Here is a 17,349-nt window from a genome sequence, read left to right on the forward strand (position 1 = left end):
TAGGAAAATAATAATGACAGACACATTAAACAGCGCTAGCGGTAAAAAGGATTTAAGCAACTTGCAGCACGTGAGTTACACGCTCAATAACGGTGTTGCCGAGTTAATCCTTAACCGTGCAGAAGTGCACAACGCCTTCGATGAAGTGATGATTAGCGAGATGATTAGCGTCCTTAGCTATTTTGCTGAACACAAGCAATGCCAAGTGCTGGTACTCAAAGCGAACGGCAAAAACTTCAGCGCCGGCGCCGATCTCAATTGGATGCGCAAGCAAGCCAAAATGGACTTTGAGCAAAATCTAAATGATGCCAAAGCCTTAGCAAAACTGATGCAGGATCTTGATACCTTTCATAAGCCCACCATTGCACTAGTGCAAGGTGCAGCCTTTGGCGGCGCACTGGGGCTGATTTGCGCCTGCGATATCGCTATCGCCACGACGCGCGCCAGCTTTTGCTTGAGCGAAGTGAAACTCGGATTAATTCCAGCAGTAATTAGCCCTTACGTTGCCCGCGCTATGGGTAATAGTGCATCGCGCCGCTACATGCTGACCGCCGAGCGTTTTAGTGCAGAAACCGCATTAAAACTTAACGTCATTCATGAGATCAGCGATGACTTAGACGCCGCCGCAAAGCCTATGATTGACGCGCTACTTGCCAATAGCCCGCAAGGCATGGCATGGGTAAAAACGCTGCTGTCGCATCTTGAAGACGGCGTGATAGACCAAAACACCATTGATTACACTAGCGAGCGTATTGCCCGCATTCGGGTATCGACCGAGGGCCAAGAGGGCTTAAACGCCTTTTTTGAGAAACGTCAGCCTAACTGGCAACAAGCACACTCAATGCCCTCCAAGCCCGTGCAAAAGCCAAGTGATACCCAAGGAGCCCTTTGATGTTGACCAAGCACATGTTTACCAAACTATTGATTGCTAACCGTGGTGAAATCGCCTGTCGCATCATCAAAACCGCCCATGCCATGGGCGTTCGCACCGTTGCCCTATATTCCGATGCCGATAAAGAAGCACGCCATGTCGCCATGGCCGACGAATCCTTCTACTTAGGCGGCAGTGCGCCGGCAGACTCCTATTTAAAGGGCGATTTGATTATCGACATCGCAAAAAAAGCTGGCGCACAAGCGATTCACCCAGGTTATGGTTTCTTGTCTGAAAATGCCGACTTTGCCCGTAAATGTGAAGCCGCTGGCATCGCCTTTGTTGGCCCAGGCAGTGATGCTATCGATGCCATGGGCAGCAAAAGCGCCGCTAAATCTATTATGACTGCGGCAAACGTGCCCTTAGTGCCGGGTTATCACGGCGATGACCAAACCGATGCGACCTTAAAAGCGGAGGCTCTGAAAATCGGCTTCCCTATGCTGATTAAAGCGGCTTATGGCGGCGGCGGTAAAGGCATGCGTATCGTAGAGAATGAAGCCGAAATCATGGACGCCATCAACTCGGCGCGCCGTGAAGCGGCCTCCTCCTTCGGTAACGATAAATTATTGCTGGAGCGTTACTTGCGCCAGCCTCGCCATGTCGAAGTGCAAGTGTTCGCCGATACCTTTGGCAATGCGATTTACTTATCAGATCGCGACTGCTCGATTCAGCGCCGCCATCAAAAAGTGGTCGAAGAAGCGCCAGCCCCCGGTTTAAGCGATGCATTGCGCGCCCAAATGGGTGAAGCCGCAGTGGCCGCCGCCAAGGCCATCGATTATGTTGGCGCAGGCACTGTGGAGTTTCTGCTCGACACAGACAATAGCTTCTATTTCATGGAGATGAATACCCGTCTGCAGGTTGAGCATCCAGTGACTGAAATGGTCACTGGCCAAGACTTAGTCAAATGGCAGTTAATGGTCGCCAGCGGTCAGCCATTGCCCCTTAAGCAAGATGAAGTGCGGATCCACGGCCATTCCTTTGAAGTGCGTATTTATGCCGAAGATCCACAGAATGAGTTTTTACCCGCCAGCGGTAAGCTCAACTTTTTACGTGAACCCGAGCAAAGTAAATACGTGCGTATCGATTCGGGCATTCGTGAAAACGATGTGATCAGTAACTTCTACGATCCTATGATCGCCAAGCTTATCGTCTGGGATGAGTCGCGTCCGCGCGCGCTGCAACGCCTAGTGCATGCCCTCGAGTCCTACCAAATCAGTGGGCTTAAACACAATATTGAATTTTTAGCCAATATTGCCGAGCATCCCGCCTTTGCCAAGGCGGACTTTAGCACCGACTTTATTAACCGTTACGGCGATGCACTGATTGGCAGTGCTTCGAGCGAAGCCGACACTGCGCTTGCCTTTGCCGCGCTGTATCAAGTGCTTGCCCGTAAAGAAGCGGCCAAGGCACAGGCGATTAATAGCGCCGATCCTTACTCGCCTTGGGGCCAAGTCAGTGGCTTTAGACTCAACAGCGTCAGCCAGCATACTATTGCCCTGCTCGACGATGCCCACGAGTTACAACAATTGGTGCTATTAGACTTTGGCGATCACTACCTATTATCACAGCCTCAGTTATCTCAGCCAACTGACGCAGGCCAAGTGAGCAAGTCCCTCAGTGGTGAGCTTAAGCAGGATTTACTGTTAGCCGAAATCAACGGCCATAAGAGTAAAGTGCCCGTCAGTGCTCAGGGAGATGATTTTACGCTATTTTTACCCTCAGGCAGTTATCACTTCAGGGCGGTTAAAACCCAAGTGGTTGAGGCGCAGTCCAGCAATGAAGATAAGCTCAAGGCCCCGATGAACGGTACAGTCGTCACCCACTTAGTGGAAGTCGGGGCTGAGGTTAAGGCAGGACAAGGGCTACTGGTGATGGAAGCGATGAAGATGGAATACACCATCGAAGCGCCCTTCGACGGTATTGTTACCGAGTTCTACTTTAAGGCGGGCGAGTTAGTGAGCGATGGCGCCGTGCTGCTCCATGTTGAGCCCAAAGCCCAAAGCGAGGAAGCCTAAATGTCTGCGCTGGATCTTGCGAACTTAAGCGCCACTTCGGATAAGGTAAGCTTATTCGAGATGGGGCCCCGTGATGGCTTGCAAAATGAAGCCGCTGTGCCGACAGAGGCTAAAGTCGCCTTGATTGAAGCCCTTGCCGATGCGGGCGTGAAGCGAATTGAATCCGGCAGTTTTGTGTCACCCAAATGGGTGCCACAAATGGCCGATAGCGGCGACGTATTGCGCCAAATTCGCCGTCAAGCGGGCGTGGTTTACAGCGCCCTCACCCCCAATGTCAAAGGCTTAGAGCTAGCGCTGGATGCAAAAGCTTCCGAAGTCGCTATCTTTGGTGCGGCGTCACAAAGCTTTAGCCAACGCAATATCAACTGTTCGATTGAAGAGTCGATTGAACGCTTTATCCCGTTGATGGACATGGCAAAAGCCGCCAATATCCCAGTGCGTGGCTATGTGTCCTGCGTTTTAGGTTGCCCCTATGAAGGAGAAATTGCGGCGAGCGAAGTGGCAAGAGTGTCTGAAATCCTTTACAAAATGGGCTGTTACGAAATTTCGCTCGGCGACACTATCGGTGTAGGCACGCCATTAAAAGCCCGTAAAATGCTGCAAGCCGTGATGGAGCGAGTACCGGTTGAAAAGCTTGTCCTGCACTTCCACGACACCTATGGCCAAGCATTAGCCAATATTACCGCCTGCCTCGACTTGGGCGTGCGCAGCTTTGACGCCTCGGTGGCGGGCTTAGGTGGTTGCCCGTATGCGAAAGGCGCATCGGGCAATCTGGCGAGTGAAGACTTGGTCTATATGCTCCACGGACTCGGTTTGAAGACGGGTATCGATTTAGAAAAACTGGCATTAGCGGGTTTTGGGATCAGCAAACAATTAAATCGTCTTAATGGCTCTAAAGTCGCCAATGCAATCTTGCAGGGCGCTAAAGCCTAGACTCAAGCGTCGAGGCGCTAAACATACCTAGCGCCTTGGGGACTGAATAACAGTAAAAGGACATCAAAATGGCAGGACTCAATAAAGTCGTCAACAGCTATGAAGAAGCGTTAACAGGTTTATCCGATGATATGACCATTATGGTTGGCGGTTTTGGCCTGTGCGGTATTCCTGAAGGCTTAATCAATCAAATGGTGAAGATGGGCGTTAAGGGCTTAACCGCCATTTCGAACAATGCCGGCGTCGACGATTTCGGCTTGGGCTTATTGTTAAAACATCGCCAGATTTCAACCATGATCGCCTCTTACGTGGGTGAGAACGCCACCTTCGAGCAGCAAATGCTCTCGGGTGAATTGAATGTGATTTTAACGCCCCAAGGCACGCTGGCGGAAAAAATCCGCGCGGGCGGCGCAGGCATTCCGGCATTTTTCACCGCCACAGGCTACGGCACCCCCGTGGCTGAAGGCAAAGAAACCCGCGAAATTAAAGGCCGTCACTATGTGTTAGAAGAATCATTGACCGCCGATTTTGCCTTAGTGCGCGCATGGAAGGCCGATACCATGGGTAACTTAGTGTTCCGCAAAACCGCAGCTAACTTTAACCCTATGATGGCGACTGCAGGCAAAATCACGGTTGTGGAAGCCGAGTTTATTGTGGAACCGGGCGAGCTCGATCCTGATCATATCCATACTCCCGGCATCTATGTTGACCGCGTTATTCAAGGCACGTTCGAGAAACGTATCGAGCAGCGCACGGTAAAAGCAGCGAAATAAAAGGCGCTGGCAAAACCTTGAAACACAGTTAACGCAATTGGCACTTAGCTCCCTAAAGTAAAAAACTAAGGGTAAAAACCTAAGAGTAAAGGCCAAAGCGTCAAAGCCAACTAGAAAGGATAGATATCATGGCATTATCAAGAGAACAACTTGCTCAGCGCGTAGCCAAAGAATTACAAGACGGCTACTACGTCAACCTCGGTATTGGTATTCCCACGCTAGTGGCCAACTACATTCCCAAAGGCATGGAAGTCATGTTGCAATCGGAAAACGGCCTACTCGGCATGGGTGAATTCCCAACCGAAGACACCATAGATCCCGATTTAATTAACGCGGGTAAACAAACCGTTACCGCCGTGAAAGGCGCGTCGTTTTTCTCTTCAGCCGAGAGCTTTGCCATGATCCGTGGCGGCCATGTGGACTTAACCGTACTCGGCGCCTTTGAAGTCGATGTGAACGGCTCTATCGCCTCATGGATGATCCCCGGCAAGCTCATCAAGGGCATGGGCGGCGCAATGGATTTAGTGGCAGGTGCCGAAAATATTATCGTCACCATGATGCACGCCGATAAGTACGGCAACTCTAAGCTGTTACCCGTGTGCGAATTGCCGCTGACTGGTTACGGCTGCATTAAACGTGTCGTCACAGATTTAGCCTTTATCGAAATCAAAGATGGCGCATTCCATTTACTCGAGCGCGCACCAGGTGTCAGCGTCGAAGAAATCGTCAGCAAAACCGCCGGCAAGTTAATCGTGCCAGAGCATGTACCAGAAATGGTGTTTTAAGCGTTCTCTAAAATGCGCAAGTAACGTATAGCGGCTAAGGTTGAAACTCAAGTTAGTTTGAAGCTTTAACCTAAAGAATTTTGAGCGTTAACCGACGTTTTACGATACTAACAAGGCCCAAAAAATGATTCTGGGCCTCGTTGCTTTTGTTGTCCCCACGAAGCGGAGAACCATGAGTAAAATTCACCACCAGCTTGTTCACTACAAACCTTGTTTTCTGTGAGCTTTTGCAGTCTAGGTACTTTTTGAGAGCTTATCGCCATAAACAGCACTAATGCTCTGGCGACACGCCGTAAATCCATCTTTGGGGGCTCAACGAAAAAGTCCCTTTTTCCGATGGTCGCCAACGCAAGAGTGCGGTTTACTCCCCATCCCAGCATATTCAATAATGAACAATGTCGTGCATTAAACTGATAACACCATATGTTAGCAAGGTTCTTTGCTGGCGAATGTGTGTTCACCATCGCTACAACGGAGTCGCTTAATGCTTGCTTCAAAAATGCTACAGATAGTCATATTTAGCGCCGTTACGGTAAACTTGACGCCAGCTAAGTAAAAAGGATACACAGAATGTTAGATAAGTTTCTCAATAAACGCAGCCGAAGCCGCAAGCTGATGCGCGATTATCCAAAAAACGTGTTTGAATACAACCAGTATTTGTTGACTGGTTATATTGATACTGGGATAGCGGAAAAATTCGAGAGATTAAAAGCATATATTGATTACCCTGATGATTTTCGCCAGTGGGAGTTATTTGGATCTGAGTTCGCAGTACCTGAATGCCATTGGAATCTTGCGGCACAACTTACGTATATTGAATCAGGCAAGCTCGAGGCGGCACCGCTGCTGCATTCGCTCGCTTACGGCTATTTTGATACCGCCATAGACTATTACAAATACTGCACTGCGGTTGAAAACACCGGTGGTTTTACTAATGCTAGTTGGGATACAACCCATGTATTCAGGCTGGTGCTGATGCTTTTTTCAGGGCTTAAGACTGAGGCCGACGAGCTGTATTATGCCAACGCAATGGCTTGGCGCTCAGGCTGGATAATTCGCTCCCACAGTTTTATAGGCGATTTTTTGGTGCTGCTGTATGGGCGCTATTTGGGCGTTATTGAGCCGCCTTTTGCCACGGAAGTGCAAGTGACACTGCGAAAAACGGCTCCTTTCCCCTATGCGCCATTTTTAGATAACTGGGACACACAGGATATCGAATTCATCAGCACTATGCTGCAAACCCTGTGTGATCATCAGGTAGAACAAGCAGTTATTGGGGATAAAAAGTGCTTTTTTGAGTTCAATGGTGGACCGCACACATATTTACCATTGACAGCGTTAATGCTGCTGAAACTGCGATCCCTTAGGGGTTTGCCTAACCCACAATTCAGTCATCCAGCCTTTGGCGAGATCACAGCTTTGTTTGAACAAGTATCCACATCATTTAGTGATTATGTTGCAACGTTAGGGATACAGCGGATTGAAGATGCTGCTGATGAGGTGTTAACCAACACATTAACCAGAATGCAAAGCCAAGATTTTGATGCCCATGCTATTTTCGCCAAGCGACTGCCATCGTTTAGTGCTGGTTAAGATTTTGATTAACCAAATTTTCATAAAAAATGGATAACCAATAAAATTATGATTCTATTAATATTGAGGACCCAAGGCTTAAGGTTGAGCGTATTCAAGCCTTAAGTCATCCACAATACAAGCCAGAGGAAAGCTTATGTACCAGATTGCGATTGTGATATTTGATGAATTTACCGATATCGATTTCTTCTTAATGCGCGATATTCTCGGCCGTACAAAAACCGATTGGACAGTAAAAGTACTCGGGACCAAACCTAGCCACATATCAAGCTTGGGGATGACGGTTGCAACCGATGGTCATGTGGCCGAAGTCGCTGATGCCGACGTGGTATTATTCAGCAGTGGTTACAAAGGCGTACCTGCGGCACTTGCTGATACTGAGTTTATGTCCGCCCTTAAATTAGATCCCACACGACAATTGCTTGGCAGTATCTGCGCTGGGTCATTCTTCTTTGCCAAATTAGGGCTACTCGACAATCTTTCAGCAACGACTCACCCCGATGCAAAACCTGCCCTAGTTGCCATGGGCGTCGATGTAGAAGACTGCGCCCTCGTGATTAATGGCAATATTGCCACTGCGGGTGGCTGCCTTTCCTCACTCTATTTAACCGGTTGGGTTGCGGAGCGTTTATTCGACAGTGCGAAACGCCGCGAAATTCACAGGCAGCTTATTCCTGCCGGGCAAACAGATATTTTTGAAGCATTAATCCAATCCTCCATCTCCGCGGCCATTCGTTAAAAGTGATGTAGATACTCTCGATGAATGAAAAGGATCCCATGATAAAACTTAAAAATCTTCTCGAGGCTATAAAAGCCGAGCATCAAATAACCACCCCGAATGAGCTTGTGGCTTTGCTATCGCAAAATGAATTACTCATTCAGCAAATCCAAACTGCTGATGCGCAGCATTGGGTGCATTTTGCTAAGAATACCTTCGATGGTTGGTATTGCATTCGAACACCTATGCTCAGTACCTTTCATGTTTATTACCAAGAACGTGGACAAAACTGTTGGGGAGAAGATGTTTTTACCGAGCAAAGTGAAGCCATAGCAGCGGTTATTTTTATGTCTGGTATTTGGGATCAAGTACCCTAGCACTAAGCAAGTAAAAGCCTGCTCACTCATCCTATATCTTCACCTTCACGAATGGCGATATGTAACGAATCATTACGCGACTTTCAATATCGAAATCATCCTGTTAGGGTGAGTGCTTAGATTGACTCATAATAACAGACACATTTTTAGCGCTCTGTTTATCTCTCTCATTGTCCAAAGGAGCGGTATCTATGGACTGGCTTATTATTGCACTCGCAGGCTTTTTAGGCGGCATGCTCAATGCAGTTGCCGGTGGTGGCAGTTTTATTACCCTTTTAGCGTTAGTGTTTGTCGGGGTTCCACCGATTGCGGCGAATGCCACGGGGACAGCCGCGCTGCTGCCCGGTTATATCGCCAGCGCATGGCGTTTTAGAAAGGATATCGAATATCCGGCGAGTCTTAGCCTTAAGAATCTGATCTTAATTGCTTTAATTGGCGGCAGTATTGGCGCGGGTATTTTGCTGACCACCAGCGAGCAAGTCTTCGCAAAGCTGATCCCTTGGCTGATTCTACTGGCCACCGCGGCCTTTATTGTTGGCCCTTGGTTGCTCAAACGAAGAATCGCTGAGCAAGGCGAAAACACCTCTACGCCAATGTTAAGTCCGATAACGGCACTGATAATGCTGTCGGCTGTGTGTATCTATGGCGGTTATTTTAATGGTGGCTTAGGCATCATACTACTCGCAAGTTTTGGCCTGATGGGGCAAACCAATCTACATGGGATGAACGGACTTAAAAATCTGATTTCAGCCCTGCTCACCGCCATCGCCGTTGTGGTTTATGCCGCGGGCAATGTGATCGATGGGCAATATCTGTTGCTGCTTGCCGTTATGGCGATTGTCGGTGGTTATGTGGGGGCGGCGCTGGCCTACCGTATTTCACAGCCCTTGCTACGCGGCTTTATTGTGATCGTCGGTTTAGCGATGGCCTTAGGCTTTTTCATGCGCTAGTTTTTCATGCGTTAGTTTTCATACGTTAGACTTTTGATTTGTGAAGCTTAAGCTCATAACAGCTGGACAGGCGAGTTTTCGATACAAGGTCTCACCGATAAATTGCCCTTATGTGACTGACTTGTTACTCTGATCCATCCTATAGGAGAACAGTGTGATTAAGGATAGCGATGAAACTGATGACCTTGAAGCTGAGTACCTTGAGACTGAGTAAATTAATGCCAAAGACCTTGAAGCTCAGCACCTTAAATCTTGCCCTGTGTCTTATTGCATGCTCACCGGCTATTTACACCGAAACCGCTAGCGCAGCGACCATTAGCGTCAAAACGGAAACGGGTAATATTCAGGTAAAAACCATAGCCCAAGGGTTAGAAAATGTCTGGGGCATGGCATTTTTACCCGACGGCAGCATGCTCGTGACTGAACGCGCTGGCAGAATGCGCATTGTCAGCACCGCAGGCAAAGTGGGTGAACCCTTAACGGGTTTACCGCCTATGTATGCCAAAGGTCAAGGTGGTTTACTTGATGTCGTGCTTGCGCCAGATTTTGCTAGCAGCAAAAAAATCTATTTCAGTTATTCAGAACCCGCTGAAGGTGATGCAAGCGAGCTCAATAGCACAGCGGTCAGTTTTGCCACTCTCAATGGTAACAAGCTTGAAAATCTCACCCGCGTTTTTAGTCAGCACCCCAAAATCAACAGCGGTCACCATTTTGGATCTCGTTTAGTGTGGGCGCCTGACGGCACACTGTTTATCACACTCGGCGATCGCTATAGTGAAAAAGATAGCGCACAAACATTGGACAATCATTTAGGCAAAGTGGTGCGTATTCATGCCGATGGCTCAGTGCCTAAGGATAACCCCTTCGTCAATACGGCTGGCGCCTTACCCGAGATCTGGTCTATTGGTCACCGCAATATGCAGGGCGCGGCGATCAATCCCATCAGCAAAGTATTGTGGACGGGCGAACATGGGCCCCAAGGCGGCGATGAACTCAATATCGACCAAGCGGCTAAAAACTATGGCTGGCCAGTGATTACCTATGGTGAGAATTATGGTGGCGGCAACATCGGCGAAGGCACCCATAAGGTGGGAATGGAGCAACCCGTCTACAAATGGGTTCCCTCGATTGCCACGGCGGGCTTTATGTTTTACACAGGTGATAAATTTCCACAGTGGCGAAATAATCTGTTACTCGCCAGCCTAAAGGGAAAAACACTGGTGCGTTTAGTACTTGATGGCGACAAGATTATTAAAGAAGAGCGGCTACTGAAAACTGAATTAGGGCAAAGATTGCGCTCAGTCGTGCAAGGGCCAGATGGACTGATTTATCTCGTAACCGATGAAGCTAAATCAAAAATTTACCAGTTATCGCCGCAGTAATCTTAATCGCTGCACTTTTATCACAGTGCTTTAACTAAACCATGTTAACCACAGCAATAAACTCAATCGATAGAGAATTTAAGCCTTAAAACGACAAAGAGTGTTCATCTGGAACACTCTTTGTCGTTGGCGTGGCACTTATTAATTCATGCCTTTATTCGTTCACCACACACATGCCCTGCTCGGTTTGTACATAGGGAGCTAAAATAGGCATCATGCCCTTCATCACCTGCAATGGCAGCGCCGAAGTAAAACTAAAATCATCGGATTTACTGCCTGGCACGAAGGCGGTCAAAGTACCGAAGTATTTGTCACCTAGATAAAACACGAAGGTCGCAGTGCGGTTCATCGCCGTAGTCGCCACTTTTTTACCTTGCTGCATCTGAGTCACAATACGGTTATCACCGGTGCCGGTTTTCCCGCCTATGGCTAACATGCCACCTTTTTCATCGGTAAAAATGCCCTTTAAACGACGTGCGGTGCCGTTTTGCACTACGTTCGCCAGCGCTGCTTTTAAGGCTTGTGCTACTTCATGGCGCATTACCCGCTCACCTTGGGTGTTCTGATTCTGCAATCTCACTTCATAGGGCGTATCTGCGGCGAAATGCAGCTGATTGATACGCACTGTGGGCAAACGATAGCCGTCGTTTTGAATAATGCCCATCAGCTCGGCTAAGGCTGCGGGTCGGTCACCCGAGCTACCCAGTGCTGAGCCTAAGGATGGCACCATAGAATCAAAGGGATAACCTAAACGCGCCCAACGTTGATGTATGTCAAGGAAGGCTTCAACTTCAAGCATCACTTGCACTCGTACGTCACGGGCGTTTTTATGCCGCGTCCTAAACAACCAACGGTAAACCTCTTGACGTTGTGCTTCACTCGCCTGCTTAACATCGTTCAAGTTGGCATCAGGATTATGATTAAGATAATCCAGCACCCACAATTCCAAGGGATGCACCCGTGCGATATAGCCTTGATCTGGCAAATTATATTTATCCGGACCGTACTTGTTGTATAAGCTCTTAATACGACCATCGGTATAGCTTACCTGTGGCAATCTTTGCTTCAAGAAAGCCTTAAATGCCGCCATAGGTTCATCGGGCAGTAAATAGCGATACGCCGCCGTCAACTGCTGCTCCGACTGGGACAAACCGTCAAAAAACATGTCGAAACGCTCATTCGCAGCCACTTTTTTGTACTTACGATAAAACTTAGTAACGAAGGTATTACCTTCTCTATCAGCAAATACCCGCAGATATTCGTCACGGCGCGGATCTTTATCATTACGCAGCAACTGGGCCATATTGCCCTCGTTTTGCATACTACTGCTGTAATTCACAATATCGCGCATAAGGCGCACAAACGGCAAGTTAACCGAATCCTGCAGGGCTTGGTAAAGTGTTGGCGTTTTTAAATCTTCTGTTTTTTTAAAGTTATTAAACACATGCAACCCACCACCGGTAAAAAATTGTTCACTGGTTGAGGCCGAATATTCTCGCTGTAACGCCGCATCTAACATGCGGTCTAAACGTCTGTCGGGATTCAAAATCAAGTAATCAATCGCCCAACGGGTTAAATGATCCCTAGGTTCGATAATGATGGATTCCAATTCAATCCCATGTTTCTTGGAATACTTGTCGTGGATCTCGGCAATGATTTCTAAGTAGGTCGCCATCACCCGCAATTTAGCGGTTGAGCCCAATTCCAACTTACTGCCCTCGTTAATATCAAAAGGCTGATCGGTGCTATCCGTCTGCACTCTAACTCGGTTGGCGGTCTCAGTGCGCTCATAAAGCGTAAAGCTATACAGTACGTTTTGCAGTTGACTTGGGTCGAGTAACCGTTCGCCAAGCAGACCCACTTTCTCCGCGGTAGGCACTTGCGCCAGACTGCGTAAGTAGTGACTGACTTTCTGCTGTAAGTCACTGTGTAAGCTACTATTGACCGTCAAATCGAGCCTGTCTAAATCATACAGCCCCACATTTAACATGCCTGCGGTGCGAATGCGAACTGTGTTCACGCCCTTATCTGCGCCAGATTGGGTATTACGCTGCGGCTTGGCGACCTTAAACTGCAATTTCTGCGCGAGTGCAGCATCACGTAGACCACGATCAATCAAATAATACTGGCCGAGTAAACGGATATGGCTATCGACTAAGTTTTCAAGATCTTCATGACCTTGTAATAGATAGTAGGACGGACGACGTTGGGCGATCATCAAGGCAACTACTTGCCGGAATACTTGTCCGCGCTTGGTGGCATTACCTTTGATCTGCGGCGATGCTAACAGCTTATTTGCAGTATCGAAATCGGTACCAAACCACGCCCACAATCCATCACCAATACCATGAACTTCACCATGATTTGGCGCCGAAGATAATGGCACGGTATTCAGATAATCTTGAACGATGCGCTTACGAGCAGGTTCAGTGTTTTCACCTTGTTGGTACACGCGCACACTGGCCGAGCCAATTTGCAGTAACTTATCCTTAATGCTCAAGGTTAAACCTTGGGAAGAATGGCGGAATTTCTCAATCTGAGTCGCGAGTGTACTGCCACCCGCGGTAGAGACATTCATACCAACCATTTCAGCAATTTGACTCATACCTGCCACCACAAAACGTGGCCAGTCGATCACAGGATTGAGTTTCTCTTCCGTCGTCCATAACTCGCGGTTTTCAATAAACAGTAAAGTATTAACGATTTCATTGGGGATCTTATCGTCGTCCTGATAAACCCGTTTAGGATAGGCAAATTCGTATAAATCAGTATTGCGGCAATCGAGCAGCGTCAACCCAGATTGAGCCTTTTCATGGTAAGGCGGAAAAAATCCAAGTTGAGCGTATTCCTGCAACGCTGGCGAAAACGCCACTTGTTGAGTAACCTGAAAATTCCGTTGCAATAACCTATCAATATATTGAGGTAACTTACTGTAGCCATGGCGCTCATCAAAAGGACCATAACTAGGATAAATAACCGCTTGGCTCGGTGAGCTTTCTAATTCATAGGTGAGCGTCTTAGCATATTGATTGATGAATTTTGCTTGGTAAAACGAAGTTTTAACCTCAAGTCCAATCAGCAATGCAGCGCAGCAAATCAGAATGAAAAATAAGAACCAGACCCTGCCCTTTGATCTGGCTTTACGCGGCGGCTTAACCTTAGCTTTAGGCTCAGGTTGTGGTGGACGAGGACGATAATTTTCGAACTTCATCTCTGATGTGGAATTAGGCAAAACAGCTCCAAAAAAACACTAAAATATTCATCTTTCATGCAACTCAGCAAATCCGTTGCCACTCAGTAAAGCAAGATATCAAACTCATCTAGCCATTATCCGGCTCTATTAATTAGTCTTAGTACCCATTATGTTCCACACTTTATCAAACCTAACTTCACTGTAAAGAAGGGTGCCTGTGACCCACAACCGCCACTAATCAATACTAATGTTAAGCTGATAGTACATTTTGCCAAATATTAATTTGTTGATATCAAGGTATTTTCAGCGATTAAGGCAACAGACAGTATGACTTAAAAACAAAACGAGCTAATTTAAGTCGCATAAAAAGAATGAGTCGCTCAATAATCACACGTGATTAACGAAGCCTCATCCCACATATTCATGCGCATCCCAGATAAATTCACGAAAATGCTTGCGACAGACAGACTCGTAACTTTCATTACCGCCAATCGCCACTTGCTCACCCTCGCGCATCACCTTGCCTTCACCATCAAGACGCACCACCATGTTAGCCTTACGGCCACAATGACAAATAGTCTTCAACTCAACTAATTTATCGGCCCAAGCTAATAAATAATGACTGCCGCTAAAAAGTTCGCCTTGAAAGTCCGTTCTTAGGCCATAACAGAGTACAGGAATATCAATATTATCGACCACATGCGTCAGTTGCTTAACCTGTTCTTTACTCAAAAACTGACACTCATCCACCAGCACACAACTTAATGGCGTAGCTTGATGCACATCGCTAATCATTTGAGTTAAATCATCTTGGCTACTAAATACCTGTGCTTCGGTTTCAATGCCAATACGCGAGGCCACTTTACCTTTGCCATACCTGTCATCTATGGAAGCTGTCATGACCAAAGTATTCATACCGCGTTCACGGTAGTTATAGGATGACTGTAATAGGGAAGTGGATTTACCCGCGTTCATAGACGAATAATAAAAATACAATTGAGCCAAGACTTATACCCTTTAAAAACGTTAGCGCTTACGCGTCTGCTACCAGAGCCAAATTGAGCGCTAGTCTAACATTGCGCTTCACATCAGAACACTAGCAGCCGCTAAGCTTTTATCATGAAATTCTGCAATGACACCAACTTATCAATCATTTTAATCCCCAATCGCCTCCTGAAATATTTCTAGTCCACTTCATTTAATACTCTTCCCTGCAAAAAACATAAAAAACGTCCCGATGCCGTTCAATTGTTAATGAAAGCTTAACTGAAACTTAAATGTTGTTTCATAAGGAAAAATTAGTAAAAGTTAAATTTAAAAAGTGCGATCTACCTCCAAAGTAATAGGTATAAATGGGCTTGCGCTCAAAAAATAAACATAGCGTTAACAGTAATATTTCATTCGAGACAAAACGTGCTCAATTAAAAAAGAAAAGTATTCGATAGCTTGCAAATTGAGACCAACGGTCAAAGCACTAATCTACCCTGCAAACTTTAGTGCTCCACTCCGTCCTTTATTCGCATATTGGATCAAATGGAGATTATGATGAGAATTTTCACCTCTAGAAAACTGGCATATTTAGTTGCCTTAGCACTAACTGGCGCCCTTGTTGGCTGTGGCGATGATGGTAAAGATGGTGTAGATGGAGCACCAGGAACGCCCGGTATCCCTGGAACACCCGGTGAACCTGGAACACCCGGTGAGCCTGGAACACCGCCCCCTGTCACCAGTTCTACTATGACTAACGTCAAAGTGGTCAACTATAGCTTTGGCGAAGGCAGTATCACTTACGAATTTGAAATTACAGATGAAAACAATAACCTAATCAACGGACTGTTAAATGCTCAAGCCAAAGTGGCTGCACTAACAGATAAAGGCTTCATCACTAACCGCACCGAAGCTGATAAAAATGGTGTTGCAGATAACGTCCATATTGGCGGTGAAGCAACTCAAGCAACCGTCGGCGCTGAATTGACCGCTTTAGCTGATGGTCATTACCAATTTAAAGTACCAATGAAAGGGGTTAATCCAAGCACTGAAGGTATCGTTTGGTTACGTGTCGGTGGTAATAATGGTATTGCGACCTCTAAACCTCTGGTCGTTAACAAACCTGAAGGCACCCATTCAACTACAACTGATAGTTGTTACTCTTGCCATATCGACTACTCAACAAGCCCTCGTCGTCATGCAAGCTATGTCGCTACTGGCATGGACAGCGAAGTCACCTTCGTGGAAGGCTGTTTAGTGTGTCACGGTTCAGTTAGCCGCGCAGTTGTCAATGCTGAAGGTTTCTCTACGGGTGGCTATGCGACAAACACCCTATCTAAAATTGGTCATATCAATCACCAAGATTTTACTAAAGACTTTTCAGTACAAAACTGTACATCTTGTCACGTTGAAGCACCTAAAAACATCAACGTAGCCGGACCAGGTTGTATTGATTGCCATGACAGTGGTGGCGTACCAGGGGCTATTATCCCAAGTAATGGTGCGGATCTGCGCATTATGCACGAAAGCAAAGCGGGTATAACCGAACGCCAAGCGATTCGCGCTAAGTATAAATTGAGTCTATCAACACCTGTTAAAGTAGATGATATTTCTACCAAGACAGACCACTATGCGCCGACAGGTGCTGCGGCAGCAGTAACCGCCCCAGGCTGGTGTACAACGCTGACAGTGAAAGACACCGATGGTAACGTCTTTAGCATTAAAGACAACTTTAACTATTCTAGCCCGCTAGTATATGACGCTAAGAAACCCGTAGTTTATGCGGGCGCTTATTTACATTCCTATGAAAATGGCAGCTTAGTGGGTCGCCCAGGTAACCGTACTAACTACTACTATGGTTACAACACTGACGGCACTAAAAATATCTGTCATTTACTGACGGATATCAGCGCAGTGAATGCTAACTATGTTTATTCTGCCCGCGTGACATTCAGTACCGCTGGTTGGATGGAATATGATGGCAATCAACGTTACCAAAGTAATGGTAGCCTAAGAGCGACAGGTTATGATGGTTCTATGGGTATATCCTTTACGGCTTACTCAGATGTCGTTAACCCTGTCACCACTCAAAAGGTCTCTGGCTTCGAACGTCGTGAGATAGCGAGTACTAACAGCTGTACTACTTGTCACAACGATGCCACTGCGTTCCACAAAAATGGTGCCTTCGATGAAGGTGGTAATGCTTGTATCGCCTGTCATGACAACGGCATGGCACGTACATCAGCAGCCTTAGGCGCTGGTTTTGGTCCTATGGTACACAGCTGGCACTGGGGTAATGGCGCTAAAGTCGGTGAAGTTAAAGCTGATGGAACTCAAGCGCAAACCGCAAACGGTGCAGGCGCGATTGAAGCCTCTACTAGCTGTGTTGCCTGTCACGAAAAAGCGATTGATTTAGGCAAAGTGCCCAATCAATACATTCTTGAGCCAGGTAACAAAATGACCAGTCCTGTCACCGCTAACTGTTATGCCTGCCACACTAGCGATTCTGCTAAGGCGCATATGGCAAGCAACGGTGGTGAAATCAGCGTACCAAGTGTGGCTGATTGGTTTAAACAACCGACCTCTGAATCCTGTGCAGTATGTCATGACACAGGTAGAAGTTCTGGTATTGATAAATACCACAAGTTTACTCGCTAATTAATCATCTCATCATCGCGTGATTAAGAAGTAAGTAAAAAGCGGTACCTATTT

13 protein-coding genes are annotated in these 17,349 nt (G+C 47.0%); 11 read left to right on the plus strand and 2 right to left on the minus strand.

What is annotated here, in order from left to right; all coding sequences use genetic code 11:
* Nucleotides 1-13 precede the first annotated feature (13 nt).
* The 10 genes from L5M11_RS00410 to L5M11_RS00455 all read left to right on the plus strand — a co-directional run bounded on the left by L5M11_RS00410 (nt 14) and on the right by L5M11_RS00455 (nt 10,457).
* Nucleotides 14-892, plus strand: a complete 879-nt coding sequence (locus L5M11_RS00410) for an enoyl-CoA hydratase-related protein (RefSeq protein ID WP_263190965.1) — start codon at nt 14-16, stop codon at nt 890-892.
* Nucleotides 892-2,946, plus strand: coding sequence for an acetyl/propionyl/methylcrotonyl-CoA carboxylase subunit alpha (locus L5M11_RS00415; RefSeq protein ID WP_263190967.1), 2,055 nt, complete (start codon nt 892-894; stop codon nt 2,944-2,946). The genes L5M11_RS00410 and L5M11_RS00415 overlap by 1 nt, the downstream gene beginning before the upstream one ends.
* A complete protein-coding gene (locus L5M11_RS00420) occupies nt 2,947-3,879 on the plus strand; it encodes a hydroxymethylglutaryl-CoA lyase (RefSeq protein ID WP_263190969.1) in 933 nt (310 codons plus the stop codon). It abuts the gene before it with no gap.
* Nucleotides 3,880-3,947: 68 nt separating this feature from the next.
* Complete coding sequence (locus L5M11_RS00425) at nt 3,948-4,652, plus strand: CoA transferase subunit A (protein WP_263190971.1); 705 nt, start codon at nt 3,948-3,950, stop codon at nt 4,650-4,652.
* Nucleotides 4,653-4,780: 128 nt separating this feature from the next.
* Nucleotides 4,781-5,437 (plus strand): 3-oxoacid CoA-transferase subunit B, encoded by a 657-nt coding sequence (locus L5M11_RS00430; RefSeq protein WP_263190973.1) that lies wholly within the window; start codon nt 4,781-4,783, stop codon nt 5,435-5,437.
* A 570-nt stretch (nt 5,438-6,007) separates the two neighbouring features.
* Entirely contained in the window at nt 6,008-7,030 is a 1,023-nt protein-coding gene (locus tag L5M11_RS00435; RefSeq protein ID WP_263163489.1) for a hypothetical protein, read from the plus strand.
* A gap of 136 nt (nt 7,031-7,166) precedes the next feature.
* Nucleotides 7,167-7,769, plus strand: coding sequence for a DJ-1/PfpI family protein (locus L5M11_RS00440; RefSeq protein WP_113940987.1), 603 nt, complete (start codon nt 7,167-7,169; stop codon nt 7,767-7,769).
* 38 nt (nt 7,770-7,807) lie between these two features.
* The gene (locus L5M11_RS00445) at nt 7,808-8,125 is read left to right on the plus strand and encodes a cytoplasmic protein (RefSeq protein ID WP_263163490.1); all 318 of its coding nucleotides are present in this window, start codon (nt 7,808-7,810) and stop codon (nt 8,123-8,125) included.
* Between the two features lie 191 nt (nt 8,126-8,316).
* On the plus strand, nt 8,317-9,075 hold the full coding sequence (locus L5M11_RS00450) for a sulfite exporter TauE/SafE family protein (protein ID WP_105252043.1): 759 nt from the start codon (nt 8,317-8,319) through the stop codon (nt 9,073-9,075).
* Between the two features lie 170 nt (nt 9,076-9,245).
* Entirely contained in the window at nt 9,246-10,457 is a 1,212-nt protein-coding gene (locus L5M11_RS00455) for a PQQ-dependent sugar dehydrogenase (protein WP_263190975.1), read from the plus strand.
* 154 nt (nt 10,458-10,611) lie between these two features.
* Here L5M11_RS00455 and L5M11_RS00460 read toward each other — a convergent pair whose 3' ends face one another.
* A complete protein-coding gene (locus tag L5M11_RS00460; protein WP_105252041.1) occupies nt 10,612-13,689 on the minus strand; it encodes a transglycosylase domain-containing protein in 3,078 nt (1,025 codons plus the stop codon).
* Between the two features lie 369 nt (nt 13,690-14,058).
* On the minus strand, nt 14,059-14,655 hold the full coding sequence (locus tag L5M11_RS00465) for a thymidine kinase (protein ID WP_263163494.1): 597 nt from the start codon (nt 14,653-14,655) through the stop codon (nt 14,059-14,061).
* 540 nt (nt 14,656-15,195) lie between these two features.
* Here L5M11_RS00465 and L5M11_RS00470 point away from each other — a divergent pair.
* Complete coding sequence (locus L5M11_RS00470) at nt 15,196-17,295, plus strand: multiheme c-type cytochrome (protein WP_263190977.1); 2,100 nt, start codon at nt 15,196-15,198, stop codon at nt 17,293-17,295.
* The last annotated feature ends 54 nt before the right edge of the window (nt 17,296-17,349 follow it).

Source organism: Shewanella sp. SM87, from assembly GCF_025653705.1.
In the GTDB taxonomy this organism is placed as follows: domain Bacteria; phylum Pseudomonadota; class Gammaproteobacteria; order Enterobacterales; family Shewanellaceae; genus Shewanella; species Shewanella oncorhynchi.